Consider the following 25,512-nt stretch of genomic DNA (forward strand, 5'->3'; position numbering starts at 1 on the left):
GGGACTTGATGATGAAAAAGTATCTCTCGATGCTGCTGGTCGGCGTCACGGCACTGGTTGCAGTCGGCGCGGCGCAGGCCGGTGCCATCGACGACGCGGTCAAGCGCGGCACGCTGAAAGTCGGCATGGACCCGACCTACATGCCGTTCGAAATGTCCAACAAACGCGGTGAGATCATCGGCTTCGAAGTCGACCTTCTCAAAGCCATGACCAAAGCCATGGGCGTCAAGCTGGAGCTGGTGTCCACCGGCTACGACGGCATCATCCCGGCGTTGCTCACCGACAAGTTCGACATGATCGGCAGCGGCATGACCCTGACCCAGGAGCGCAACCTGCGCCTGAACTTCAGCGACCCCTTCATCGTGGTCGGCCAGACCCTGCTGATCCGCAAGGAGCTGGAAGGCACCATCAAGTCGTACAAAGACCTGAACACCGCCGAATACCGCATCACCTCCAAGCTCGGCACCACCGGCGAGATGGTCGCCCGCAAGCTGATCTCCAAAGCCCAATACCACGGGTATGACAACGAGCAGGAAGCCGTGCTTGACGTGGTCAACGGCAAGGCCGACGCCTTCATCTACGACGCGCCCTACAACGTTGTCGCGGTCAACAAGGTCGGCAACGGCAAGCTGGTGTTCCTCGACAAGCCGTTCACCTACGAGCCGCTGGCTTTCGGCCTGAAGAAGGGTGACTACGACAGCATCAACTTCATCAACAACTTCCTGCACCAGATCCATGAAGACGGCACCTACGATCGCATTCATGACAAGTGGTTCAAAGACACCGCTTGGCTGAAGGACATGGAGTAAGGCTCGGTCAGATAGACCGAGTCGCGCCATTCGCGGGCAAGCCTCGCTCCTACAGGATTCACATTTGCCATCCGTATGTGGAACGACACAAAACCTGTAGGAGCGAGGCTTGCCCGCGAAGGCGGCCTCCCCAGCGACACAGAATTCGGAACCTGCAAATCCAATGAAACATAAAAAAGCCCAATGGCCCTGGCACGTTCTAACCGTGCTGGTGCTGATCGGCCTGGCCGGCGCCTTGTACTACGCCACCTCGCTGATGTCCTACGAATGGCGCTGGAACCGCGTACCGCAATACTTCGCCTACCACGCCGAAGAATCCCAGCGCGCCGCCGACATTTCCACTGTCAGCGAGCTTGTGCGCAAGGGCGACAAGGCTGAAGTCACCCTGCGCAACGATGCCGGCGACGAGCAACGCCTGATCGTCGACGACAACAGCCTGCAAGTCGCCCGGGGCGATGATGTGGCTGAAGGCGATGTCATTGGTGTCACCCGCCATTGGGCCGCAGGACCACTGATGTGGGGCCTGTGGACCACCTTGTGGTTGTCCGTGGTGTCCGGCGTGCTCGGTCTCCTGATCGGCCTCGCCACCGGCCTGTGCCGTCTGTCGAACAACCCGACCCTGCGCGACCTCTCGACCCTTTACGTCGAGCTGGTGCGCGGCACCCCGCTGCTGGTGCAGATCTTCATTTTCTACTTCTTCATCGGCACCGTGATGAACCTGTCCCGGGAATTCGCCGGGATCGCCGCACTGTCGTTATTCACCGGCGCCTACGTGGCGGAGATCATCCGTTCCGGCGTGCAGTCGATCGCCCGTGGCCAGAACGAAGCGGCACGCTCCCTGGGCCTGAGCGCCGGTCAGTCGATGCGTCATGTGGTGCTGCCGCAAGCCTTCAAGCGCGTATTGCCACCGCTGGCGGGGCAATTCATCAGTCTGGTCAAGGACACCTCCCTGGTGTCGGTGATCGCGATTACCGAACTGCTCAAAAGCGGTCGCGAAGTCATCACCACCTCGTTTTCGCCGTTCGAAATCCTGTTCTGCGTGGCCGGGCTATACCTGTTGATCAACCTGCCGCTGTCGAAAATGGCCAGCCGGCTTGAGCGGAGGCTCGCGCAAAGTGATTGAAGTCCGCGATCTGGTAAAAGTCTTCGACACCCGCGGCCAAGTGGTTCGCGCGGTGGATAACGTCACTACGCAAGTGGCCAAGGGTGAAGTGCTGGTGGTGATCGGCCCGTCCGGTTCCGGTAAGTCGACCTTCCTGCGCTGCCTCAATGGCCTGGAAGAATTCGACTCGGGTTGGGTCAGCATCGACGGCCTGCAACTGGCCGACCCGAAAACCGACGTCAACGCCTACCGCCGCGAAGTCGGCATGGTGTTCCAGCACTTCAACCTGTTCCCGCACATGACCGTGCTGGAAAACCTCTGCCTGGCACAGAAAGTCGTGCGCAAGCGCGGCAAGAAGGAGCGTGAGGCCAAGGCTCTGGCGTTGCTGGAAAAGGTGGGTATCGCGCAGAAGGCCAACGAGTTTCCGTCGCGCCTGTCCGGTGGTCAGCAGCAGCGGGTGGCGATCGCCCGGGCGTTGGCCATGGAACCGAAGGTCATGCTGTTCGATGAACCGACCTCGGCGCTCGACCCGGAAATGGTCGGCGAAGTGCTCGACGTGATGAAAACATTGGCGCTGGAAGGCATGACCATGGTCTGTGTCACCCACGAAATGGGCTTTGCGCGGGAAGTGGCGGATCGGGTGTTGTTCTTCGATCACGGGAAACTGCTGGAAGATGCCTCGCCAGCGGAATTCTTCGATGCGCCGAAGGATCCGCGGGCGCAGGCGTTTTTAAGGCAGGTGCTGTAAAAAACAGTCACCACACCTTTCGACACGGTTGTGTCTTCAGGGGCGGTGACTGCTATTGGAGCCATGTTTCTACTGCTCTGGGACACATGGGGGTGAATCGCCACCCCGCGCTACAAGGCGGCCGCTGTTCCATCTTTGATGTCAACAATGATGGAGGCTGGCTCGGAAAGGTTTCCTGAGAGATCCAGCGCGAGAACTTCAAAAGTGTGGGTCCCAGGCATCAATCCGATAGCGCTGTAATTCGTAAGCGGCGTTCTATCGAAGTATTCATGATTGTTGTAAATCACGTAGTTACAAATGCCAATATCGTCCGTGGATGCCTCCCAGATCAGCATGACCGAGTCTTTGGTTGAAGTTGATACGACCAAGTTACTTGGGGCGCTCGGTGGTATGACGTCCCTGAGCTCATGGGAAAGGATTGTGGGCTCCGATAACTGCCCCCATATGTCAAAGGTCGATACGCTGATGGTGTATTCGACGCTTGGAAACAGATTGGGTATCGACACTTTCTGAAGTAAAAGTACATCCCTCCATTGTTCTTCGTTGAGCGAAATTCGTACGCCTGCTGCTCCATCAAGAGGGCTCCACTCTAATGTCAGCGAAGTAGCTGTCTCGGCAGTGACACTGACACTGGGGGCTGATGGAGGAGGGGAAGGAGCCTCGCCTGTCGTTTTGAATACTGTGCGTTTACTGGGAGCAGAGACGTTTCCGTCCTTGTCTTGGGAGCGGACGACAACGTGATGATAGGCGCCACTGACAAGGTCGTTGAATGTATGACGCGTGTCTTGTGTGGTGAACGCAAACAATCCATTGAGCACTATTTGATACGCTGTTACGCCGACATTATCGCTAGCGGGCTCCCAGCTCAGCGTTACCCCTTTATCCGTGATGGCACTGGCGACAGGCGCGCCAGGTTGAGTGGGCGGGACGTCATCAACCAGGGTTTTCTCCAGAACGCTTTCTTCGGAGTTGTTGCCGTCAAGCTGAGCGCGAACCTTGAACGTGAAGCGGTGTGGCGCAGGGCCTGGTGATAGTTCGGACAATTTGAAATTGTAGCCGTAGCGTCCTGCTCCAGCGGTGAACACCTGGCCATTGATCGAGACCTCATGAGAGGCAAGCTTGCCGAAAACCGGGTTCCAGGCCAGTCTGCAGCGGCCATTAACTTGGCTAAACCTGAGATTTGCTGGCGGGCTGAGCAAGGTCTTGAATGCAACAGTCGCAGGGTCGGATTCGCCTGCATCATTGAAGGCACGAATTTCTGCAAGATAATCCGTGTGGTCTCTCAGGTGCGTAATGGTGAATTCTGTTTGATCGGTTTGCGCAACAAGAGTGCCATTAAGTGAAATCCCGTATCGAACCTGAACTCCCTCTGACGCAGGCCAGAGTAGTGTGGCGGATGTATCGGTTAATTGGCTTGCTTCTGGTGCGCCTGGTTTTTCGGGTGGGGTTGGCTCAATTGTGATCGATTCCAAAGCAGAAGGGATATCGACATCGTTAAGTGCCCATACCTCGACTATAATTGTTTGGTTGGGTGGCATTTTTTCAAATGTATAAGTATTAACTGAGCTTGGAACTGATATCGGAAAGTTTTCATTTAGCGAAATTGCATAGCTCTTCACCTCGGCGCTCGGAGACGGTGTCCAAGAGATAGAGGCGGTAGTTAGGGAGCTGGATGTAATTTTTAAGTTGCTAATGGGTTCTGGTCGCGCTAAATCAAATTGGGTTGTGAAAGTGGTAAGAACGCTTTCAAAGTTCGCCCCGCCATACTTTAATTGGATCTTCATCTCTAAATAGCCAATTTGCCGAGAAGTGAAAGGGAAGCTTATTACCTGTCTAGGTAAAATTTCATAGGTGCCAGTATAACCTGGGTTATCGACGTGGCACACCAGCAAAGCGGTTGTGGGTACCTCCGTCTCCCAAAGAATGTTGCCGTAATAGTTTCCTGAAGTCTCGTCATAACGGGAGATTGTAATTTGAGAGTTGATCAGGCTCGGGCGTGTAGGTATTGTTATTGTTGCAAATTCAGAGTACAGATCGTTTATGTCTTTGGCGCGAATTTTTACTGTGTATTCCTCTGTTGATATCAGTTTGTCGATGTTGACCGAAGGGGCAATATTCGAGTGTTCTACAAATGTAAAATATTTCTCGTCAAGGTACACTTCGTAACCGACTACCCCAGCTCTATCGATTGAAGGTTCCCATTGTATATGTGCGTATGTTGGATGCAGATTGGTGAAAAAAATCTTGTCAGGGATGGTCGGAGGTGTAGTGTCCTGAATAAGATCAAAGGTGTTGGACCATGCCGAGTAATTACCGACAGTGTCAACACCTCGGACTGCAAAGGCGTAATTTTTCAAAGGGAAATTTTGGTACTCTTGGGGGGGGGTATTTGTTGAAGTGAAAAATATTCCATTTTTTCGAATCTCATAGGACTGCACACCTAAATTGTCAGTGGAAGGGGTCCATGAAAACACTAACGTATTTTGGCCTCTACCATCGACAATAGTTTCATTCTTGGGGGTTACTACAAAATTAGTTGGCGTCGTAGGGCTGGATTTATCTGCGGCTCTCAATCGGTTCAGCGCGATGCAGGGGTCAACTACACTGGTTCTGGCGTTGCTCCCGTTAATAAAGTCAATCATCAGAATATTTACATTTTGCCGTCCCGGCGCGAATGCCTCTGTTCGTATCGGGTGGTCAGCTCGCAAATCTTTCGGAGGGCTGCCGGCAGCGGCAGATAATACCCAGTATCCGCTAGGTGGTGATCTCATTGATTCAGCCACCAGTGAAGTCACATTTGTTTCTGTGGCGTCTGAAGTCCATTTATGTGAAAGGGGCGACCATATCTGGTCCTTGCGCACGACCCCGCCAGGCCAGTTATCAGGAGATCCATGACTTAAACACAAAATTATATTGCAGCCTGGATGTGTTTGGCGTATTTCACCAATGCTTAAATCGCTGGCTGAGGGGGGGATCAGGCGATTTTTAATAGAGTTGAAATAAGGTAGGCACCGTTGAAGACTGGTATGTGAATAATGTCGTCCTTTATCGTAATGATGAAAATCAATAATTACTATTTCACCAGGGTTTTCGGTAGAGAAATTGTAAACAGCCGAGACCAAACCTGACAATCGTCGGCCTACGCTGACGATACCGTGCTTGAACTCAAAAATTTCCTTGAATTGATACGTTGGCTTCTTGCCTCCTATATCCTTCTTATAACTACTATCAACAAGACGCAAATCCAGGTAGCGCGCCCCTGCAGCTAATTGCGAGGAGAAATCGTTATATTGGCAAACCGCCCAGTTTTGACCGATATGATAGTTTCCATCCTCATCGACGCCCGAATTGTGCGCGCCAGGAATAGCCAGTTGATACAGTTTCAAGTGCGCGATGTCCGCCGCCATATCGGTCATCCATCGGCGGTAATTGTTAGTGGGGGTGTTGTTCTCAGGTGCGACATGTTCTGGGATGGCAGAGGTGCCGAGTGAATCATTGTTCATGATGATGCTCCTTAAAAAATAGAAACAAACATCATCGTGTGCCATCTTGAGAAGATGCGTAACCTAGCAGAACTGTTAGTTGCGCGGAGTGGTCGTTCTGCTAGTCTTTGAAGGTTTTGATATCAGCCTGGATGGACTGATTTATTCAGTTTAAGGCGCCGATTGAGAGTTGCCGGCATATGGTCTGCCGGCAAACGATGCTATTCCACCTTGCTCATTGCGAAGCAGTCCATCAAACCCTGAACCGCCCCACCAACATCTGCAAATGCGTCCCCAACCGCGCCAGTTCAACGCTGGAAGCCGCGGTTTCCTCACTCGCAGCCGAAGTCTGCTCAGACACATCGCGCACATTCAGCACGCTACGATTGATCTCTTCAGCCACCGCGCTTTGCTGCTCGGCGGCAGCGGCGATCTGTTGGTTCATCGACTGGATCGCCGACACGGTGCGGGTGATGTTGCTCAGCGAACCACCGGCGCGGCGGGTCAGTTCGACGCTGCTGTCGGTCAGGCTGCGGCTGTTGTCCATGATAGCTGCCACTTGCTGGGTGCCGGTTTGCAGACCGATGATCAACTCTTCGATTTCTTCAGTGGACTTCTGGGTGCGCAGCGCCAGGCTGCGGACTTCGTCGGCGACCACCGCGAAACCGCGTCCGGCCTCACCGGCGCGGGCGGCTTCGATGGCAGCGTTGAGCGCCAGCAGGTTGGTTTGCTGGGCCACGGATTTGATCACGTCGAGCACGCTGCCGATCTTGTCGCTTTCGCGCTTGAGATGACCCATGGCCTCGGTTGAGTGGCCCACTTCGAGGGCCAGGCGTTCGATCTGGGCGATGGCTTCGCCAACCACTTTGTCACCTTCGCGGGCTTGCTGGTCGGCGGCGACAGCGGCTTCCGATGCCTCTTCAGCGTTGCGGGCGACTTCCTGGACCGTGGCGGTCATTTCGTTCATGGCAGTCGCAACCTGGTCGGTCTCGACCTTCTGGCTATTGACCCCGGCACTGGTCTGCTCAGTGACGGCCGACAACTCTTCGGCGGCGCTGGCGATTTGCGTGACGCCGTCGCTGATGCCGCCGATCAGTTCGCGCAGGCCTTGGGTCATGCTCTGGATGGCGCGCTGCAGCTGGCCGAGTTCGTCCTGGCGCCGGGAAACGAGGTTGTGCGTCAGGTCACCCGCGGCGATGCGCTCGGCGACTTTGAGTGTCTGGTTCAGGGGCGTCACGATCTGACGGGTGATGGCCCAGGCCGCGAGCAAGCCAAACGCCAGGGCCAGCAGGGAGGCCAGCAGCAGCATGTTTTTGGCGTGCGCGGCATCGGTGTCGCGCACGACGGTCTGCGACGCCGTCAGTTTTTTGCTCAGGTCGATAAGGATGTTGCCTTGTGCAGCCATTTGTTTCAGGGCGGTGGCGTTCGCCACCTGCGAGTCACGGAACTGGCTGACGGCGGCGCGATAACCTTTCAGCGATTCGCTGGCCTGTTGCAGATTGGCGAGGTGCTGTTCCGGCACCTTGGATGGCAGGCTCTCCAGGCCTTCCAGGGCCTTTTCAATAGCATCCAATGCCGGTTGTTCAGCATCGGCCTTGCCGCTGTAGGTGTAGCCGCGAACCTGATAACGCGCTTGCTGGAGCAGCTTGCTCAGCTCGATCACGGCGCTGTAATCGGCGACGCTTTCGCCTTGCAGCAGGGATTTTTCCACGGCGGCGACCTGGGCCACAGCGTTGTCGGCGGTCGCTCCCAGCTTGCTGCGGGCGTCTTCGCGAGTGGCGGTGGCCTGGGTCATGTCGGCAAAGGCACGCTTGTACTCAGCGACGGCAGCCAGCTGCTGGTCGACCATGGCGGCGTCGGCGGGTTGTTCGATCATCCTACGGGCGGTCTTCAAGCCGGTATCGAGCTGGCCAAGCAGGTCATTGACCGCGGCCGGACCCTGTTCGCCGCGACGCATGTCGTAGTCCAGGCGGGCAATGCGCAGGTCTTTGGTCAGCTCATTGAGACTGGAGATGAACCCGAGTTTGTCGCCACGGTTTGTCACCTCGTTCAGGCCGGTCCAGCCGGTGAAGGTGATGAGCAAGGTCAGCAGGAGCACCAGACCGAAGCCGACACCCAGTTTGCGATTGACGCTGACGTTCCCCAGTTTCTCGGCTAGCCATTGGTACATGCTGCAACTCCATCGGACCACACGTTGTTTGATGGAAGTTGTATCGGCAGGGAGCAGGGAATCTGTAGGAGCAGCCGGTCGACGCTCGATTGCTCGCGATGGGCGTACAGGCACCGCGTTCACCCAGGCAGCCTGCGTCATCGTTAACGACCTTCGCTAGCAAGCTAGCTCCTACAGGGGATCGCGTTATGGCTAGAACAGGCGGGCGAGCAGCGCGGTGACGGCGGTTTCGACCCGCAGGATGCGTTCGCCGAGCTGCACCGGTTGCAGGCCGGACTTGCCCAGCAAGTCAATTTCGTAAGGGATCCAGCCGCCTTCGGGACCGATGGCCAGGGTCACCGGTTCATCCAGGCCACGAGGGCAGGGCGGGTAGTTGCCAGGGTGGCCGACGAGGCCGAGAGTGCCGTCGGTGATGGCCGGAAGACGATCTTCGACGAACGGCTTGAAGCGCTTCTCAATGATGACCTGCGGCAACACGCTGTCTCGCGCCTGCTCGAGGCCGAGGATCAACTGCTCGCGAATGGCTTCGGGCTCCAGGAAGGGTGTTTGCCAGAAGCTCTTCTCGACGCGGTAGCTGTTCACCAGCACGATACGCGGCACACCCATGGCCGCCACGGTCTGGAACACCCTGCGCAGCATTTTCGGGCGTGGCAGGGCCAGTATCAGGGTCAATGGCAGCTTGGCGGGTGGGGGTTGGTCGAGGGTGACGCGCAACTCCGCCTCATCGGCGTCCAGGCGCAGCAATTCGGCCGAGCCCATCTGCCCGTCGATACGTCCGACCCGCAGGCTGTCGCCCACCACCGAACGATGGACTTCCTGCATGTGAGTCAACCGGCGATCGCGCAGGATCACCCGGTCGGCCGCAATGAAATCGGCCTCTTCGAGGAGCAGCAGGTTCACGGTTGGGTCGCTGGCGGCTGGTCGTTGTGATCGTCAACCGGTTGGTCGTCCGGGTGCTCGCCGCGCTTGCTGATCAGGCCGCTGAACAGGATGCCGATCTCGAACAGCAGCCACATCGGCACGGCCAGCAGGGTCTGCGAGAAGATGTCTGGCGGTGTGAGGATCATGCCGACCACGAAGCAGCCGATGATCACGTACGGACGGATTTTCTTCAGGTAGGCGACGTTGACCACGCCGATCCACACCAGCAGCACCACGGCCACCGGGATTTCGAACGCCACGCCAAAGGCGAAGAACAGCGTCATGACGAAGTCGAGGTAGCTGCTGATGTCGGTCATCATTTCCACGCCGGCCGGGGTGGCGGCGGCGAAGAATTTGAAGATCAGCGGGAACACCAGGTAGTAGGCGAACGCCATGCCGGTGTAGAACAGCATGATGCTGGACACCAGCAATGGCACGGCGATGCGCTTCTCATGCTTGTACAGCCCCGGCGCGATGAAGCCCCAGATCTGATGCAGGATCACCGGGATTGCCAGGAACAGCGACACCATCATGGTCAGCTTCAGCGGCGTCAGGAACGGCGAGGACACATCGGTGGCGATCATCGTCGCGCCGACCGGCAGGTACTGGCGCAGCGGCGTGGAGACGAAGGTGTAGATCTGCTGGGTGAAGGCGAACAACCCGGCGAAGATGATGAAAATCGCCGCTACACAGCGCAGCAGGCGGGTACGCAACTCGGTGAGGTGCGAAACCAGCGGCATGTGCTGGTCGTTTTCGGGAAGATCGCTCATGAGACTCGCGGCGGCAAAGTGGTGTCGTGAGGAGCCGGCGTTATCGGCGCGGCGGCAGGAGCAACAGGTTCTATGGAGGCGACAACCGGCGCCGGTTCAACAGCTTTCACCGTTTCCGTCGGTGCCGGGGCAGGTGTAGCGTCTGCAGTCGGAGCATGAATCGTCTGCTCCGCCACAGGTTCAACCGGCTGAACCGGTGCGGCCTCCTGCTGAGTCGGCGTGAAAATCTTCCGCGCCTCCTGCTCCAGCGACAGAATGTGCTCGTTGTGCAGCTGCCGACGAATCTCGTCGGCACCGATTTCACGTTCAACTTCCTGTTTGATCGCGTTGAAGCTGCGCTTCAGACGGCCGACCCACAGGCCGGCGGTGCGCGCAGCGCCCGGCAGACGCTCTGGGCCCAGCACCAGCAGGGCCACGAGGCCGACGAGCAGCAGTTCAGAGAAGCTGATACCAAACATTAGTCAGTGCTCACACGTCTTTGCGAATCGGCTCTTCGACTTTTTGCGCCTGCACGTCGATGGTGTGCGGCGGGTTCACGGACTGTGCGGTCTGTGGTTGAGCAGGTGGAACCGGTTGTTGCGGGGTCACCGTCGGATCAGCCGGCTTGTCTTCATCGTTCATGGCCTTGCGAAAGCCCTTGATCGACTCGCCCACGTCGGTGCCGAGGTTTTTCAGCTTCTTGGTACCGAACACCAGCACCACGACAACCAGGATGACGACCCAGTGCTTCCAGTCAAAAATACCCATGATGCTGCTCCTCTCTAATAGTTGTTCAGGCGGACGGGCGCGAGGCTTTCTCGGCGTGTCCGGACAGACCGAAGCGACGGTCCAGTTCATCGAGCACAGCCTGTGGATGTTGCCCCAGTTGGGCGAGCATGACCATGCTGTGGAACCACAAATCGGCGGTTTCGTAGATCACATCGCTGCAGTCACCGCTGATGGCGGCGTCCTTGGCGGCAATGATGGTTTCGACCGACTCTTCGCCGACTTTTTCCAGAATCTTGTTCAAGCCCTTGTGGTACAGGCTGGCGACATACGAGCTGTCGGCGGCGGCGCCTTTGCGCTCTTCCAGTACCTGGGCCAGGCGGGTCAACGTATCACTCATGGGTGTGTCCTGCGCTGTAGATGGCGTGCGGGTCTTTCAGGACCGGGTCGACGGTTGTCCAGTCGCCGTTCTCGAAGACACGGTAGAAGCAGCTCTGGCGGCCGGTATGGCAAGCGATATCGCCGATCTGCTCGACCATCAGGATGATCACGTCGGCGTCACAGTCCAGGCGCATCTCATGCAGTGTTTGCACGTGCCCGGATTCTTCGCCCTTGCGCCACAATTTGCCACGGGAGCGCGACCAGTAAATGGCGCGGTTCTCGGCAGCGGTCAGTTCCAGCGCTTCCCGGTTCATCCAGGCCATCATCAGGACGCGTCCGGTCTTGTGATCCTGGGCAATCGCCGGCACCAGGCCATCAGCGTCCCACTTGATCTCGTCCAGCCAGTTTTTCATCATCGACTCCGACAGCGGGCCCGACACTTCATTAGTCGGGCACAGGCGTTGAAACAGTGTGCCAGCGTGCGGGGGCGCTGGCTATCGGCGAACGACCAGATACAAACCGACGGCCACCATGATGCCGGCCGGCCAATGGCCCATTTCGTTCAATGGCCCGCCCGCGGCGAGTATCGTGCCGCCGGCCAGGTGCGCGCAACCGAGCAGGCGCAGGAGCCAGTCGTCCTTGCGTCGATGCCATGGTGGTGGGGGATCGTTGGCGTGGGGCTGGGACATGCGCTCAAGCAGGTCGCGGGCCATGTTCGCCAGGTGCGGCAGTTGTTCGAACTGGCTCTGCACGTTGCCGAGCAAGACTTTGGGGCTGACCCGCTCGCGCATCCAGCGTTCGAGGAACGGCTGGGCGGTGTTCCACAGATCCAGGTCCGGGTACAGCTGGCGGCCCAGGCCTTCGATGTTCAACAGGGTTTTCTGCAGCAGCACGAGCTGCGGCTGCACTTCCATGTTGAAGCGTCGAGCCGTCTGGAACAGGCGCATCAGCACCTGGCCGAAGGAAATATCTTTTAACGGTTTTTCGAAGATCGGCTCGCACACGGTGCGGATCGCCGCTTCGAATTCGTTGAGTTTGGTTTCCGCCGGCACCCAGCCCGAATCGATGTGCAATTGCGCCACGCGACGATAATCGCGCTTGAAGAACGCGAACAGGTTGCGCGCCAGGTAGTCCTGGTCTTCCGGGGTCAGGCTGCCGACGATGCCGCAGTCGATCGCAATGTATTGCGGGCTCCACGGATTGACCGTGCTGACGAAGATGTTGCCCGGGTGCATGTCGGCGTGGAAGAAGCTGTCGCGGAAGACCTGGGTGAAGAAGATCTCCACGCCGCGCTCGGCGAGCATTTTCATGTCGGTGCGCTGGTCGGCCAGGGTGGCGAGGTCGGTGACCTGGATCCCGTAGATGCGTTCCATCACCAGCACTTTCGGCCGGCACCAGTCCCAATAGACTTGCGGCACGTAAAGCAGCTCCGAGCCATCGAAGTTGCGCTTCAGCTGGCTGGCGTTGGCCGCTTCGCGCAACAGGTCGAGTTCATCGTAGATGGTTTTTTCGTAATCCTGGACCACGTCCACCGGGTGCAGCAGGCGCGCGTCGGCCGAGAGCTTTTCGGCGGCGCGGGCGAGGATGAACAGCCACGCCAGGTCTTGGGCAATAATCGGTTTCAGGCCTGGACGGATGACCTTGACCACCACTTCTTCGCCGGTTTTCAGTTGCGCGGCATGCACCTGCGCCACCGAGGCCGAGGCCAGCGGTTCGACGTCGAAGCGGGTAAATACTTCACTGATCTTTTTGCCGAGCTGCTCTTCGATCAGCCTGATCGACACTTGCGAGTCGAACGGCGGCACCCGGTCCTGCAGTTTCATCAGCTCATCGGCGATGTCTTCCGGCAGCAGGTCGCGGCGAGTGGAGAGAATCTGCCCGAACTTGATGAAAATCGGTCCCAGGTCCTGCAACGCCAGGCGCAATCGCGCACCGCGGCTCAGGTCCAGGGTCTTGCGCGGGAACCAGCGCCACGGCAAGGCGTAGCGCAGCGCCAGCAGAAACCAGGGCAGGGGCAGGGCGAACAGCAGGTCATCGAGGCGGTAGCGAATCACAACGCGCTGGATGCGCAACAAACGGCGGACGGCAAGCAGCTTCATGCGTTATCGCTTGGGTCGAAGGATCGGGAAAGGCGCTCGAAACGCGCCTCGAGACGTTCCAGATCGAGTTTGATCTGGTCCAGTTCACTGAAACGGGCTTCGGCTTCGCGCTGACCGACGAGGGTGCGCGATTCTTCGGCCAGGTATTCGCCCAGGTTCTGGTTCAGGCTGGCGAACCCTTGCTGGTACCAGCGTGCGCGGCTGCGCAGGTGACCGCCGACCAGATGCGTGGCGACCGGTCCCAGCCAGCGTGAGAGTTCGTACTCCCAGTCCAGCTCAAGGTCTTGAAGGATCGCCGCCAGTTCCAGCAGCACACCGCTGTCGCCGTCGAGTTCGACTTCAGGACCATGCAGGACCGAGGACTTGTCCTTGCTCATCGCCAGTTTCAACAGGCTCGAGGCCGGAGCACGCAAGGTGCAGTCGGCGCCGGTTTCCCAGTGGGCGGCGAGCATCAAGCCTTCATCGCTGGGCAGGATGAACAGCTGCAGCGCCGGGCTGCGACAATCGACAGCGATCACCTTGCCACTCAAATGCGCCAGCCGCGGCAACGCGGTGCTGTCGAGCCGCAGCACCCGGTTCAGTCCGAGTTCGACGCTGGCGAGCAGGCCGGCCAGCAACATCAGGGTTTGATGCCGCGGTGCAAGGCAACGATACCTGCAGTCATGTTGTGATAGGTCACGCGGTCGAAACCGGCCTCGACCATCATCGACTTCAAGGTTTCCTGATTCGGGTGCATGCGGATCGATTCGGCCAGGTAGCGATAGCTTTCCGAGTCGTTGGTGATCAGCTTGCCCATCAGTGGCATGAAGGCGAACGAGTAGGCGTCGTAGGCTTTGGACATCAGCGCGTTGGTCGGCTTGGAGAATTCCAGCACCAGCAAACGGCCACCTGGTTTCAGCACGCGCAGCATCGAGCGCAGGGCGTCTTCTTTATGCGTAACGTTGCGCAGGCCGAAGGCGATGGTCACGCAGTCAAAATGGTTGTCCGGGAACGGCAGCTTTTCAGCGTCGGCCTGAACGAATTCGACGTTGCCGGCCACACCCAGATCCAGCAGGCGGTCACGACCGACCTTGAGCATGGATTCGTTGATGTCGGCCAGCACGACCTGGCCGGTCGGGCCAACGAGGTGCGAGAATTTCCTGGTCAGGTCGCCGGTACCGCCGGCGATATCCAGCACGCGGTTGCCGGTGCGAACGCCCGACAGCTCGATCGCAAAACGCTTCCACAAACGGTGCATGCCGCCCGACAGGAGGTCGTTCATCAAGTCGTACTTGGCCGCTACCGAGTGGAAAACCTCAGCGACTTTTTCCGCCTTCTGGCTTTCCGGAACGTTTTTGAAGCCGAAGTGAGTGGTGGGTTCGGCATCGCTGCCTTTGCGCTGATCAGTCATATCGCTGTCACCAAAAGAGAATGCGGGACATTCTAATCCCGGTGGCCTGCTTTGTCTTGGCAAGGCTGCAGGTAAGATAGGTAACCACCGGGACGTTTTGCCGCAGCAGCGGTCAAGATGCTTCAGGAAAGTATCCATAAAGCAGGAGTCATTTCATGGCCCGTATTAGTGTTGAGCGTGCCCACGGCCTGGGTAAGGAAGCGGCCCGCGAGAAGGCCGACAAGTTGGCGCAGAAGCTGTCCGAGCAATATGGCCTGGAGCCGCAGTGGTCCGGCGATACGCTGAACCTCAAGCGTTCAGGTGTGAAAGGCGAGGTCCATGTGGGTGAAGATTGGATCAGGGTCGATGTCGAGTTGGGTCTGTTGATGTCGGCCATGAGCGGCACGATCAAATCGGAAATCGAGAAGGCGCTCGATAAAGCCTTGGCCTGATCCCGAAAATATCGCCACGGATTCATGTCAGTTGTTAGGGTGCCGTTTCTAATTATTCTCACTACTTTGTGCCTGAGCCCGACGCTTTCGCGGGCAGTTCCTCAAACCTTCTGCGCGTGAGGTGCACCATGGCCAAAGTTATTTTGAAGAAAAAAATCGACGCTTCGACAACTGCTCTGAGCGACGTCAAATCCTATGCTCGCAAGATCTGGCTGGCAGGCCTGGGGGCTTACGCCAGGGTCGGCCAAGAAGGTGGCGAGTACTTTCAAGAGTTGATTGTTGCCGGTCAAGCTGTTGAAAAGAAAGGCAAAGAAGCTGTTGCCGAGAAGCTCGAAGCGGCGAATGCCGAGATCGATGAAGCCAAGACTGAAGTCAGCTCTTTCAAAGGCAAGGTCGAAGTACAACTCGACAAAGTCGAGAAGGCTTTCGACTCGCGTGTTGCAAGTACCTTGAATCGTATCGGCATTCCGTCTAAACATGACGTGGAGACACTCTCTGCCAAGCTCGATGAGCTGACGGCATTGCTCGAACGCGTCGCGCGTAAATCTTAAGGAGAACGGGATGGCTGGTAAAAAGAACACCGATAAAGAAGGCAGCTCGTGGATCGGGAAGGTCGAAGACTACTCCCGCAAAATCTGGCTGGCTGGTTTGGGCGTGTACTCGAAGATCGACACTGACGGCAGCAAGCTCTTCGATGCATTGGTTAAAGATGGCGAGAAAGCCGAGAAGCTCACCAAGAGCGCTGTCGATAAGAAAGTCGATGCCGCCAAGGATTCCGCTTCTTCTGCCAAGTCGCGTATCAGCGGCGTGAAAGATCGTGCAATGGGCAAGTGGGATGAGCTGGAAGGGGCTTTCGACAAGCGTCTGAACAGCGCCATTTCGCGCCTGGGTGTTCCAAGCCGCAATGAGGTCAAGGCACTGCACAGCAAGGTCGATACCCTGACCAAGCAAATCGAAAAACTCACCGGTGCCAAGGTTGCGCCTGTTGCGGCCAAAACCGCAGCAGCCAAGCCGGCAGCCAAGCCGCTGGCCAAGGCTGCCGCTAAACCAGCCGCCAAGACTGCTGCCGCTAAACCTGCAGCTGCCAAGACTGCCGCCGCTAAACCTGCAGCCGCCAAGGCAGCGGCCAAACCGGTCGCCGCCAAATCTGCTGCCAAGCCTGCAGCGAAAACCGCAGCAGCCAAACCGGCAACCAAGCCAGCGGCAAAACCTGCCGTTGCGAAGAAGCCGGCAGTGAAAAAACCGGCAGCGCTGAAAGCCGCTGCTCCAAAACCGGCAGTGGCTGCCGCCACCCCGGCAACCCCGGCAACCCCGGTCAGCACATCGAACTCCGCTGCTGCACCGACCCCTGCTGCAACCCAGACTGCCGCGCCAGCTCTATCGACGCCAACCAGTCAGTCCTGATTTTCCCGGGACTCAAGAAAACGCCCGGCCTGCCAAGGTCGGGCGTTTTTGTTTGTGCTCGGTTCTGTGAGTGCCGCAGATCCCCTGTAGGAGCTGGCTTGCCAGCGAAGGCGGCGGGTCAGTCGATACATTCATCGCCTGAACGGACGCTTTCGCTGGCAAGCCAGCTCCTACAGGGTGGGTTATTCGTGTTCTTCGAGGTATTGAAGCGCCATTTGCTCGGTCGCCACTTTGATCGGCGGCAGCAGATGCGGCGCCACCAGCATCATGATCTGATACACCACCAGCCTCACCTCGCCCCCACGGTCAAGAATCCGCTGATAGTCCAGCGAGAACAGCAGTGTCATGGTGATCTGCTCCACCAGCTGTCCCAGCGCCTGGGTGTCGCTGACCAACTGTCCCTGAGCCTTCAACTGCGCCAGCAATGAAGCCAGCGTGCGCTTGAGCGCGTTGAGCAGGTTGCGGATGCCCTTGGCCAGCTTCGGCAGGCGCCCGGCCAGGTTCGACAGGTCCTGGAACAAAAACCGGTAGTGCGCCAGGCGCTCGACGATCAGGTGCAGGAACAGCCAGTAATCGTCGGGGGCAAGTTCGACATCGGCAGGTGGATCGAGCAGTGGCGCAAGCTCGTTCTGGAAGCGCTCGAACAAGCCGAGTATCAGCGGTTCCTTGCCGTGGAAGTGGTAGTAAAGATTACCCGGGCTAATCCCCATTTCATTGGCAACTTCCATGGTGGAGACGTTCGGTTCGCCCTTCTCATTGAACAACTGCAGGGCACATTCGAGGATCCGGTCGCGGGTTTTCATCCAGTCTTCTTAATGATCGAGTCATGCCACGGCCAATGCCTGTCCCTGTAGGAGCGAGCTTGCTCGCGAAAAACGAAAGGAGAACGCGGTTGACCAGGCAGCACGCGTCATCGTTGACGTCCATCGCGAGCAAGCTCGCTCCTACACGGATTGAAAGCTGGCTGCAGCGTTTTAAGGTTCAGCGCACACGCACGTAGGTGCCGGGCGCTGCCTCCATCGGTGGATAATTCGGGCTGCCAAGCGTCATCCGGGTTTCTTTCAGTGCGCCCGAGCGCTCCTGAATCCAGCCCAGCCACTGAGTCCACCAGCTGCCGTCGACTTGCTTGGCGTCGTAATACCAGGCCCGTGGGTCGCTGCTCAGCTTCGTGCTTTCGACGAAATTGGCTTTCAGGTTGGAGGGTGGGTTGAGGATGCTCTGCACATGCCCGCTGTTGGAGAGTACGAAGCGCCGCTCGCCACCCAGCAGCAGGGTGTAGCGATACACCGCGTCCCATGGGGTGATGTGGTCGTTGATGCCAGCCACGCTGAAGCTGTCGACCGTGACTTTCTGCAAGTCGATCGCCGTACCGCACACTTCAAGGCCGCCCGGATGACCCAGCGGATTGTGCTTGAAGAAATCCAGCAGGTCGCCATGGAGGGCCGCTGGCAGGCGCGTGCTGTCGTTGTTCCAGTAGAGAATGTCGAACGCCGGCGGTTCCTTGCCCAACAGGTAGTTGTTGACGAAGTAACTCCAGATCAAATCGTTGGGGCGCATCCAGGCAAAGACCTTGGCCATGTCCCGACCGTCCAGCACGCCTTTCTGATAGGAACGGCGCTTGGCCGCCTCAAGGGTTTGCTCATCGGCGAACAGGGTCGCGGGCGTGTCCAGCTGGCTGTCGAGCAGGCTCACCAGGTAGGTCGCGCTGGATACCCTGCGCAGTTGGCGCTTGGCCTGCAAATGCCCTTGCAGCGCGGCGATGGTCAGGCCGCCGGCGCAGGCGCCCATCAGGTTGACCTCGCGGGCACCGGTGATCGCCCGGCATACGTTCATCGCCTCTTCGACGGCTTCAACATAGGTCGACAGGCCCCATTCACGATGGCGCACATCAGGATTGCGCCAACTGATCATGAAGGTTTGCAGGCTGTTTTTCAGTGCGTACTGGACGAAGCTGTTGTGGGGGCTCAGGTCGAAAATGTAGTACTTGTTGATCTGTGGCGGCACTACCAGCAAAGGTTTGGAATACTGCTTTTCGCTCATCGGCTTGTACTGGATCAGCTCCAGCAACTCATTGCGAAACACCACGGAGCCGGTGGTGGTGGCGACCGTTTTGCCCACTTCGAAAGCGTGTTTGGTGACTTGCCTGGGCAGGCCGTCGTTGTGCAGCAAGTCGTCGACCAGGTGGCTGATGCCGCGCACCAGGCTGTTGCCGCCGGAGTTGAAGATCTCCTTGATAGCCAGCGGATTGAGCAAGCTATTGGATGGGGCCAGGGCGTCGTTGAGCAAAGCGAATGCGAAGTGGGCGCGGACGCGATCGTCCGGGCTCATTTTGCTCTCGTCGATCCAGTTCTTGACTTGCTTCTGCCAGCTCAGATAAGCCTGCAAGCTGCGGCGATAAAAAGGGTTGAGACTCCAGGCGGGGTCGGCAAAGCGATTGTCATGCGGATTGGTCGGGTGCAGGGTTTCGCCCAGGAGCACTCGACCCAATTGGCCGCCCAGTTTCAAGGCATGTCGGGCGGTGTGCACCGGGTTGCGCAAACCATGGGCGGCCACGCTGCGCAGGGTTGAAAACAGATCCCGACCACGCAGGCCGGTAATCGCACTCTGTGCGTTGATGAACGCGGCGGGAGTGGGTAAAAAATCCCTCGCTGGTTTGTCGCGCATGACTCAACACTCCTTGGTCTTCAGGCCTAAAACAAACACGTCGAACCAGAACACCATAGACGCAGTTACGGGTTGTTGCGCGCAGCGGCGTCCTGCCGACCGACAATGGGCCGGTTAACCGCCCAATGGCGCCGGATGCGGGTGCATGACTGCGCGCTGCCTTTCTTCCTCAAGGAATTTCATGATGATCGGTGCCACTGCTTCGGCCCGGGTAATCAGGAACAGATGCCCGTCATCGATGATGTGCAGCTGAGTATTGGGAATCCGCCACGCCAGCACGCGCATGTTGATCAGCGGGATCAGCGGGTCGTCGTCGCCGGCCAGCACCAGGGTTGGCTGATGGATCTTGTGCAGCCAGTGAATGCTGGTCCAGCCCAGGCCCGCGAACAATTGCCAGTAGTAACCGAGCTTGCCCGCGGAACGCACCTTGGCGGCGTGGCTGGCGGCGAGGGTTGGATCGCGCCGGAACGCCCCGCCGTAAATCATCGGCGCAATACGGATCACATGAGACGGCTGGATATAGCGCCGCGGGCTGGCCATCAGCCATAGCACTTTTGGCTTGCCCGGCACCATCACCACGCCAGCCGCCGTGGCCGCCAGAACGAGTTTCTTGCAACGCTCGGGATAGTCATAAGCGAACTGCTGGGCGAGGGCGCCACCCCAGGACACGCCGATCACGTTGACTTGTCCATAGTCGAGATAGTCGAGCATCCGCGCCGTGAGTTTCGCAAGGCCCGGAAAACGATACGGTCGGTTGGGTGTCGACGAGCCGCCGACACCGGGTACATCGAAGGCAATGACTTCCAGGTCCGGGTCCAGCGCCGCGATGAACGGAAACACCAGCTCCAGGTTGGCGCCGATGCCGTTGAAAATCAGCAAGGGCGTCAAGTGAGGCTTGCCGGGGCGTACCGCCGTACGGAGGGTCTGGCCATCCAGGTCGATGGTACGAAAGATGAACTGTTGCGGCATGCTTCAGGCCCTGTGGGTGAGTTCGTCCCCGCGCCATCTGTAGGAGCGAGGCTTGCCCGCGAAGAACGATGATGAGGTGTATCTGTTACACCGAGTCGCTTCATTCGCGGGCAAGCCTCGCTCCTACAGATAGGGTGGGGTATGTCGGTTACCGCTCGTGTACGTAAGTGCCTGGTGCCGCTTCGCCTGCCGGATACGCCCTGTTGCCCAGTTTCGCCGGAGCCTTTTTCAGGTTGCCCGAACGCTCGGCCTGCCAGGCCTGCCAATGCAGCCACCAGGAGTCAGTGTGCTTGGTGGAGTTTTCTTGCCAGTCCTCGGCCATGACCGGCATTTCGCTGCTGGTCATGTAGCGCGACTTCGGATTGCCCGGCGGGTTCAGAATGCTCTGGATATGCCCGCTGCTGGACAGCACGAACTCGACCTTGCCGCCGAACAGTTGCGCCGATTTGTAGCAGGACTTCCACGGCGTAATGTGGTCGTTGGTCCCGGCCAGGGAAAAGATGTCGACAGTGACCTGCTTCAGATCGATCGGCGTACCGCACACTTCCAGTGCATCGGCGCGGATCAACGGGTTGCTTTTGAACAACTCGATCAGGTCGCCGTGGAAGGCTGCAGGCAACCGCGTGGTGTCGTTGTTCCAGAACAGGATGTCGAACACCGGCGGCTCATTGCCCAGCAGGTAGTTGTTGACCCAGTAGTTCCAGATCAGATCATTGGGGCGCATCCAGGCGAAGACTTTCGCCATGTCGCGGCCTTCCAGCACGCCGGCCTGATACGAGTGGCGCTTGGCGGATTCGAGGGTCTGTTCATTGACGAATAGCGCCACGTCGCTGTCCAGCGTGGTATCCAGCACGCTGACCAGCAAGGTGAGAGCGTTGACCTTGTTCTCGCCGAGCGCTGCATAGTGGCCCACCAGCGCGGTGCAGGTGATGCCGCCGGAGCAGGCGCCGAGCATGTTCACGTCTTTGCTGCCAGTGATCGCGGTGACCACGTCGACCGCTTCCTTGAGCGCCTCGATGTAGGTCGACAGCCCCCACTCGCGCTGCTCCTTGGTCGGGTTGCGCCAGCTGACGATAAAGGTCTGCACGTTATTGCGCAGGCAGAAACGCGCCAGGCTCTTGTCCGGACTCAGGTCGAACACGTAGAACTTGTTGATCTGCGGCGGTACTACCAGCAAGGGACGTTCGTGCACCTGCTCGGTGGTCGGCCGGTACTGGATCAGCTCCAGCACGTCGTTGCGGAAAACGACTGCGCCTTCGGTAACGCCCAGGCTTTTGCCGACTTCAAAGGCGCCCATGTTGACCTGGCTAGGCATGCCGCCGTTGTGCACCAGGTCCTTGGCCAGATGTGAGAGGCCATCGAGCAGGCTTTTGCCGCCGGTTTCGAAGAAGCGTTTGACCGCCGCCGGATTGGCCGCACTGTTGGTCGGCGCCATGGCTTCGGTCATGAGGTTGATCACGAAGTGCCCGCGACTGGCATCGTTGGGCGACAGATTGCTGTGGTCGATCCAGTCGTGGAGCTCCTTGCGCCACGCCAGGTAGGTCTGCAGATAACGTTTGTAGAGCGGGTTCTGGCTCCAGGCCGGATCGGCGAAGCGACGGTCATCGCTTGTCGGTTGCAGCCCGGATTTGCCGAGCAGCACGTGCGTGAGTTCACGACCGAAATGGGCGACATGCCTGGCACTGTGAATCGGTTGTTTGATGGCTTGCCTGAGCACCATCCGAGCAGAAGCCAGTAGATCCTTGCCACGCAACCCAACGACAGGATTCAGCCCCAAGGTGTTTTCCGAGGCCTGATACTTCAAGTCATCGTTATTCTTGTTACTCATCTACGACGCTCCATTGTCCCGACGAATACCTGGGGCGGCTGCGTAGTCTCACAGCCAATGCCAGGTACTACTGCTCGGGTGACCGATAATTCTGCATCGCTGCTTTTCAGTTCAGCGAGCACTGCAGGGACCTTGCCAGTTCCATTGGTTACCCGAGTTTAATTTTTTTCGCAAGCAGGCCAATCGTCGGCCTGTAAGCCGAGCATTCAAACAGATGAAATTAGAAAATGCCCTCTAAAGAGCAGGAGGCCCGATCTAGAGCATCAGTTTGACGATGGATTCGCTCGGGTCGCGGGTTTTTCCAGCCGCCTTGAGTTCGGCAAGATAATCGTTCCAGAGATCTTCCTGGCGCACGCCTAACTGGTACAGATATTCCCAGGTGAACAGGCCGCTGTCGTGGCCGTCGTCGAAGGTCAATTTCAGTGCGTACTGGCCGGCCGGTTCGACCTTGGTCAGGCCTACGCCGATCTTGCCAAATTGCAGGATGGGTTTGCCGTGGCCCTGGACCTCGGCGGAGGGGGAGTGCACGCGAAGGAATTCGGCGGGCAAGTGATGTTCCTCGCCGGACGCGTATTTCAGCGACAGGGTTTTCGAGGCTTTGTGCAGTTTGATGTCGGTGGGGAGTTGGGTCATGGCCGAATGTCCGTCTGTGCGGAACCTTGTGGGAGCGAGCCTGCTCGCGAAGGGGTTATCACATTCAACATCATCGTCGACTGTTATACCGCTTTCGCGAGCAGGCTCGCTCCCACAGGTCCGCTACCGCTGTAAGAGTTTCTTACAGGATATAACGGGACAGGTCTTCGTTCTGCGCCAATTCGCCCAGGTGGTTGTTGACGTAGTCCGCGTCGATCAGGATCGCCTTCTCATCGTGGGCGCTGGCCAGGTCGCCGGCGCTGAACGACACCTCTTCGAGCAGGCGCTCGAGCAGGGTGTGCAGGCGACGGGCGCCGATGTTCTCGGTCTTCTCGTTGACCTGCCAGGCGATCTCGGCGATACGCTTGATGCCGTCCGGCTGGAACTCGATGACCAGTCCTTCGGTTTTCAGCAGGGCGCAGTACTGCTCGGTGAGCGATGCGTGCGGCTCGCTGAGGATGCGTTCGAAGTCTTCCGGCGTCAGTGCCTTGAGCTCGACGCGAATCGGCAGGCGACCTTGCAGCTCCGGCACCAGATCGCTCGGCTTGCTCAGGTGGAACGCACCGGAGGCGATGAACAGGATGTGGTCGGTCTTGACCATGCCCAGTTTGGTGTTGACGGTGCAGCCCTCGATCAACGGCAGCAAATCACGCTGTACGCCTTCACGGGACACGTCGACGCCACCGGAATTGCCGCGCTTGGCGACCTTGTCGATTTCGTCGATGAACACGATGCCGTGCTGCTCGACCGCTTCCAGGGCCTTGGCCTTCAACTCTTCTTCGTTGACCAGGCGACCGGCTTCTTCGTCACGCACCAGTTTCAGCGCTTCCTTGACCTTGATCTTGCGGCTCTTGCGCTTGCCCTTGCCCATGTTGGCGAACAGGCTCTGCAACTGGTTGGTCATTTCTTCCATGCCCGGCGGCGCGGAGATATCGACGCCGACCACTTCGGCGACTTCGATTTCGATCTCCTTGTCGTCCAGCTGACCTTCGCGCAGGCGCTTGCGGAACAGCTGGCGGGTGTTGGAGTCTGCCGACGGCGCGGCGTCTTCGTTGAAACCCATGCGTGCCGGTGGCAGCAGGGCGTCGAGGATGCGTTCTTCGGCGGCGTCTTCGGCGCGATGGCGAACCTTGGTCATTTCCTGTTCGCGCAGCAGTTTGATGGCTGCGTCGGCCAGGTCACGAATGATCGATTCGACGTCGCGACCGACATAACCGACTTCGGTGAACTTGGTCGCTTCGACTTTGATGAATGGCGCGTTGGCCAGTTTAGCCAGGCGACGCGCGATCTCGGTTTTACCGACACCGGTCGGGCCGATCATCAGGATGTTCTTGGGGGTTACTTCAACGCGCAGCTCTTCAGGCAGCTGCATCCGACGCCAGCGGTTACGCAGCGCGATGGCGACGGCGCGCTTGGCATCGTCCTGGCCGATGATGTGGCGATTGAGTTCGTGGACGATTTCACGGGGAGTCATGGACATAGTATTTGGCGGACCTCAAGCAAGAATGAGCCGTGGCACAAAGGCCTGAACAGGCTTACTCGGCGCAGTCCTGCTCCTCAATGGTCTGGGTGTGGTTGGTGAATACACAGATGTCGCCGGCGATGCCGAGTGCGGTTTCGACGATTTCCCGGGCGGACAGGTCGGTTTTCTTCAGCAGCGCGCTGGCGGCGGCCTGGGCATAACCACCCCCTGAACCCATGGCGATCAGCCCTTCTTCGGGCTCGACCACGTCGCCGTTGCCGGTAATGATCAGGGACGCGTCTTTGTTGGCGACCGCGAGCATGGCTTCGAGGCGGCTGAGGGTGCGGTCGGTGCGCCACTCTTTGGCGAGTTCGACGGCGGCGCGAACCAGATGACCCTGGTGTTTCTCGAGCTGGCCTTCAAAACGCTCGAACAGGGTGAAGGCGTCAGCAGTGGCGCCGGCAAAGCCGGCGATCACTTGGCCGTGGTACAGGCGGCGAACTTTCTTCGCGTTGCCTTTCATCACGGTATTGCCCAGAGAAACCTGGCCGTCGCCGCCCATGACGACTTTGCCGTGGCGGCGAACTGAAACGATGGTGGTCAAGGGAGAGTCTCCACGCAGCGGGGCGAAAGTGCCTTCTGCCAACTCATATGGGGGTGGTGACGCGTATTTCAACTGCGGGGAGGGATAGAGGACGAGTGGTGTGTGGCGGGGGAGGGGTGTGTTGACAGGGCTGGCGCCTTCGCCGGCAAGCCGGCTCCTACAGGGAATCGCGTAAATCCTGTAGGAGCTGGCTTGCCAGCGAAGAACGATAACGCGGTGGCGCTGACTTAAATCAGCGGCTCTGGCGTTGTTGTAACAACAAATTGCTGAAACCGCTGCCGGCCAGTTGTTTCTGGGCGGTGGTCAGCTGTTCGCGGTTGCTGAACGGTCCGACCAATACCCGATACCAGGTTTCATCCTTCACGGTGCCGGATTCAACAGCCACCGCCTGACCGAGCAAGATGATCTGCGCCCGGACCTTGTCCGCATCAGCCTCCTTGCGGAATGAACCGGCCTGCAGGAAGAACTTGGTCACTGGCGCCGCTTTGGACACCGGCGGCGCTGGCGGGGGGGTTATCCCGGCCAGTGCGGCCTGAGCGCGTGCGGTGTCGATCTTCGCCGCTTGCTCCGGCGTCACCGGCGTGGTCGGAATGGCCGGCACTTGCGGCGTCGGCAGGGTTTTCTCCGGCACGGCATCCGGCGGCACGATCACCTCCGATTCCGGCAGCAAGGTATAGAAGTCGTACTTCGGCTTCACCGGTTGCGTCGGGCTCGGCGGGGTCTTGTTGGCCTCGGCGATCCTGGTGGCTTTCTGCTGCTCGATTTTCTCGCGCTTGACGCTTTCGCTGCCCTTGCCCGGTTCCAGCTTCATCAGGAACACGATGAACGCGCCGACCGTCAGGCCGATGGCCATCCACAGCCAACCCGGGATCGGTTGCTTTGCAGGGGCTTGGTAACGGCTGGCGCCACGTTTGGGTGCAGGTTTTTTCTTGGCAGCCAA

The 25,512-nt window shown here is 58.7% G+C and carries 25 protein-coding genes; 6 read left to right on the top strand and 19 right to left on the bottom strand.

Translation table 11 applies throughout. The features are described from left to right. Nucleotides 1-11: 11 nt before the first annotated feature. The 3 genes from F8N96_RS05155 (at nucleotide 12) to F8N96_RS05165 (ending at nucleotide 2,659) form a co-directional block, all read left to right on the top strand. Entirely contained in the window at nucleotides 12-809 is a 798-nt protein-coding gene (locus F8N96_RS05155) for a transporter substrate-binding domain-containing protein (protein ID WP_150796901.1), read from the top strand. Between the two features lie 163 nt (nucleotides 810-972). Next, entirely contained in the window at nucleotides 973-1,932 is a 960-nt protein-coding gene (locus tag F8N96_RS05160) for an amino acid ABC transporter permease (protein ID WP_150796902.1), read from the top strand. Next, entirely contained in the window at nucleotides 1,925-2,659 is a 735-nt protein-coding gene (locus F8N96_RS05165; RefSeq protein ID WP_150796903.1) for an amino acid ABC transporter ATP-binding protein, read from the top strand. Before F8N96_RS05160 ends, F8N96_RS05165 begins: the two co-directional genes overlap by 8 nt. A 110-nt stretch (nucleotides 2,660-2,769) precedes the next feature. On the opposite strand, the gene F8N96_RS05170 is transcribed toward F8N96_RS05165, so the two are convergent. The 11 genes from F8N96_RS05170 to ubiE form a co-directional block, all read right to left on the bottom strand. Further along, nucleotides 2,770-6,162 (bottom strand): fibronectin type III domain-containing protein, encoded by a 3,393-nt coding sequence (locus F8N96_RS05170; RefSeq protein WP_150796904.1) that lies wholly within the window; start codon nucleotides 6,160-6,162, stop codon nucleotides 2,770-2,772. A gap of 232 nt (nucleotides 6,163-6,394) precedes the next feature. Continuing rightward, nucleotides 6,395-8,311, bottom strand: coding sequence for a methyl-accepting chemotaxis protein (locus tag F8N96_RS05175; RefSeq protein WP_150796905.1), 1,917 nt, complete (start codon nucleotides 8,309-8,311; stop codon nucleotides 6,395-6,397). A 192-nt stretch (nucleotides 8,312-8,503) separates the two neighbouring features. Then, nucleotides 8,504-9,211, bottom strand: a complete 708-nt coding sequence (locus tag F8N96_RS05180; RefSeq protein ID WP_150796906.1) for a 16S rRNA (uracil(1498)-N(3))-methyltransferase — start codon at nucleotides 9,209-9,211, stop codon at nucleotides 8,504-8,506. Next, the gene (tatC, locus tag F8N96_RS05185) at nucleotides 9,208-10,002 is read right to left on the bottom strand and encodes a twin-arginine translocase subunit TatC (protein ID WP_150796907.1); all 795 of its coding nucleotides are present in this window, start codon (nucleotides 10,000-10,002) and stop codon (nucleotides 9,208-9,210) included. The genes F8N96_RS05180 and tatC overlap by 4 nt, the downstream gene beginning before the upstream one ends. Beyond that, nucleotides 9,999-10,460, bottom strand: coding sequence for a Sec-independent protein translocase protein TatB (gene tatB / locus F8N96_RS05190; protein WP_150796908.1), 462 nt, complete (start codon nucleotides 10,458-10,460; stop codon nucleotides 9,999-10,001). The genes tatC and tatB overlap by 4 nt, the downstream gene beginning before the upstream one ends. Before the next feature lie 10 nt (nucleotides 10,461-10,470). Then, complete coding sequence (locus tag F8N96_RS05195; RefSeq protein ID WP_150796909.1) at nucleotides 10,471-10,749, bottom strand: twin-arginine translocase TatA/TatE family subunit; 279 nt, start codon at nucleotides 10,747-10,749, stop codon at nucleotides 10,471-10,473. 25 nt (nucleotides 10,750-10,774) lie between these two features. Continuing rightward, entirely contained in the window at nucleotides 10,775-11,107 is a 333-nt protein-coding gene (locus tag F8N96_RS05200) for a phosphoribosyl-ATP diphosphatase (RefSeq protein ID WP_007899279.1), read from the bottom strand. After that, on the bottom strand, nucleotides 11,100-11,501 hold the full coding sequence (gene hisI / locus F8N96_RS05205; protein WP_150796910.1) for a phosphoribosyl-AMP cyclohydrolase: 402 nt from the start codon (nucleotides 11,499-11,501) through the stop codon (nucleotides 11,100-11,102). Before hisI ends, F8N96_RS05200 begins: the two co-directional genes overlap by 8 nt. Before the next feature lie 81 nt (nucleotides 11,502-11,582). Continuing rightward, complete coding sequence (gene ubiB / locus F8N96_RS05210; RefSeq protein ID WP_150796911.1) at nucleotides 11,583-13,187, bottom strand: ubiquinone biosynthesis regulatory protein kinase UbiB; 1,605 nt, start codon at nucleotides 13,185-13,187, stop codon at nucleotides 11,583-11,585. Next, the gene (locus F8N96_RS05215; RefSeq protein WP_150763382.1) at nucleotides 13,184-13,807 is read right to left on the bottom strand and encodes an SCP2 domain-containing protein; all 624 of its coding nucleotides are present in this window, start codon (nucleotides 13,805-13,807) and stop codon (nucleotides 13,184-13,186) included. Before F8N96_RS05215 ends, ubiB begins: the two co-directional genes overlap by 4 nt. Further along, the gene (gene ubiE / locus F8N96_RS05220) at nucleotides 13,807-14,577 is read right to left on the bottom strand and encodes a bifunctional demethylmenaquinone methyltransferase/2-methoxy-6-polyprenyl-1,4-benzoquinol methylase UbiE (RefSeq protein WP_007989286.1); all 771 of its coding nucleotides are present in this window, start codon (nucleotides 14,575-14,577) and stop codon (nucleotides 13,807-13,809) included. Before ubiE ends, F8N96_RS05215 begins: the two co-directional genes overlap by 1 nt. A gap of 155 nt (nucleotides 14,578-14,732) precedes the next feature. Between ubiE and F8N96_RS05225 the strand changes: the two genes are divergently transcribed. From F8N96_RS05225 to F8N96_RS05235, 3 genes are all read left to right on the top strand, one after another. Continuing rightward, on the top strand, nucleotides 14,733-15,008 hold the full coding sequence (locus F8N96_RS05225) for a polyhydroxyalkanoic acid system family protein (protein WP_150796912.1): 276 nt from the start codon (nucleotides 14,733-14,735) through the stop codon (nucleotides 15,006-15,008). A gap of 128 nt (nucleotides 15,009-15,136) precedes the next feature. Further along, nucleotides 15,137-15,559, top strand: coding sequence for a phasin family protein (locus F8N96_RS05230; RefSeq protein ID WP_150796913.1), 423 nt, complete (start codon nucleotides 15,137-15,139; stop codon nucleotides 15,557-15,559). A gap of 10 nt (nucleotides 15,560-15,569) precedes the next feature. Next, nucleotides 15,570-16,412 carry a phasin family protein gene (locus tag F8N96_RS05235; RefSeq protein WP_150796914.1) on the top strand — a complete coding sequence of 281 codons (843 nt, stop codon included), beginning with the start codon at nucleotides 15,570-15,572 and terminating at the stop codon, nucleotides 16,410-16,412. A 182-nt stretch (nucleotides 16,413-16,594) separates the two neighbouring features. Here the strand turns inward: F8N96_RS05235 and F8N96_RS05240 are convergent, their stop codons facing one another. The 8 genes from F8N96_RS05240 to F8N96_RS05280 all read right to left on the bottom strand — a co-directional run bounded on the left by F8N96_RS05240 (nucleotide 16,595) and on the right by F8N96_RS05280 (nucleotide 25,512). Next, nucleotides 16,595-17,215 (bottom strand): TetR/AcrR family transcriptional regulator, encoded by a 621-nt coding sequence (locus F8N96_RS05240; protein ID WP_150796915.1) that lies wholly within the window; start codon nucleotides 17,213-17,215, stop codon nucleotides 16,595-16,597. Between the two features lie 178 nt (nucleotides 17,216-17,393). Beyond that, nucleotides 17,394-19,076: a class II poly(R)-hydroxyalkanoic acid synthase gene (phaC, locus tag F8N96_RS05250; RefSeq protein WP_150796917.1), complete on the bottom strand. Its 1,683-nt coding sequence runs from the start codon at nucleotides 19,074-19,076 to the stop codon at nucleotides 17,394-17,396. 114 nt (nucleotides 19,077-19,190) lie between these two features. Further along, the gene (phaZ, locus tag F8N96_RS05255) at nucleotides 19,191-20,045 is read right to left on the bottom strand and encodes a poly(3-hydroxyalkanoate) depolymerase (protein WP_150796918.1); all 855 of its coding nucleotides are present in this window, start codon (nucleotides 20,043-20,045) and stop codon (nucleotides 19,191-19,193) included. 148 nt (nucleotides 20,046-20,193) lie between these two features. Next, on the bottom strand, nucleotides 20,194-21,873 hold the full coding sequence (phaC, locus tag F8N96_RS05260) for a class II poly(R)-hydroxyalkanoic acid synthase (RefSeq protein ID WP_150796919.1): 1,680 nt from the start codon (nucleotides 21,871-21,873) through the stop codon (nucleotides 20,194-20,196). Nucleotides 21,874-22,128: 255 nt separating this feature from the next. Then, complete coding sequence (locus tag F8N96_RS05265) at nucleotides 22,129-22,506, bottom strand: gamma-butyrobetaine hydroxylase-like domain-containing protein (RefSeq protein WP_150796920.1); 378 nt, start codon at nucleotides 22,504-22,506, stop codon at nucleotides 22,129-22,131. Nucleotides 22,507-22,648: 142 nt separating this feature from the next. Further along, entirely contained in the window at nucleotides 22,649-23,986 is a 1,338-nt protein-coding gene (hslU, locus tag F8N96_RS05270) for an ATP-dependent protease ATPase subunit HslU (RefSeq protein WP_150796921.1), read from the bottom strand. Nucleotides 23,987-24,041: 55 nt separating this feature from the next. Continuing rightward, entirely contained in the window at nucleotides 24,042-24,572 is a 531-nt protein-coding gene (hslV, locus tag F8N96_RS05275; RefSeq protein WP_007948954.1) for an ATP-dependent protease subunit HslV, read from the bottom strand. A 232-nt stretch (nucleotides 24,573-24,804) separates the two neighbouring features. Next, nucleotides 24,805-25,512, bottom strand: a complete 708-nt coding sequence (locus F8N96_RS05280) for an SPOR domain-containing protein (RefSeq protein ID WP_128872197.1) — start codon at nucleotides 25,510-25,512, stop codon at nucleotides 24,805-24,807.

The sequence above is a fragment of the Pseudomonas fluorescens genome (genome assembly GCF_902497855.1).
GTDB classification, from domain to species: Bacteria; Pseudomonadota; Gammaproteobacteria; order Pseudomonadales; family Pseudomonadaceae; genus Aquipseudomonas; species Aquipseudomonas fluorescens_BI.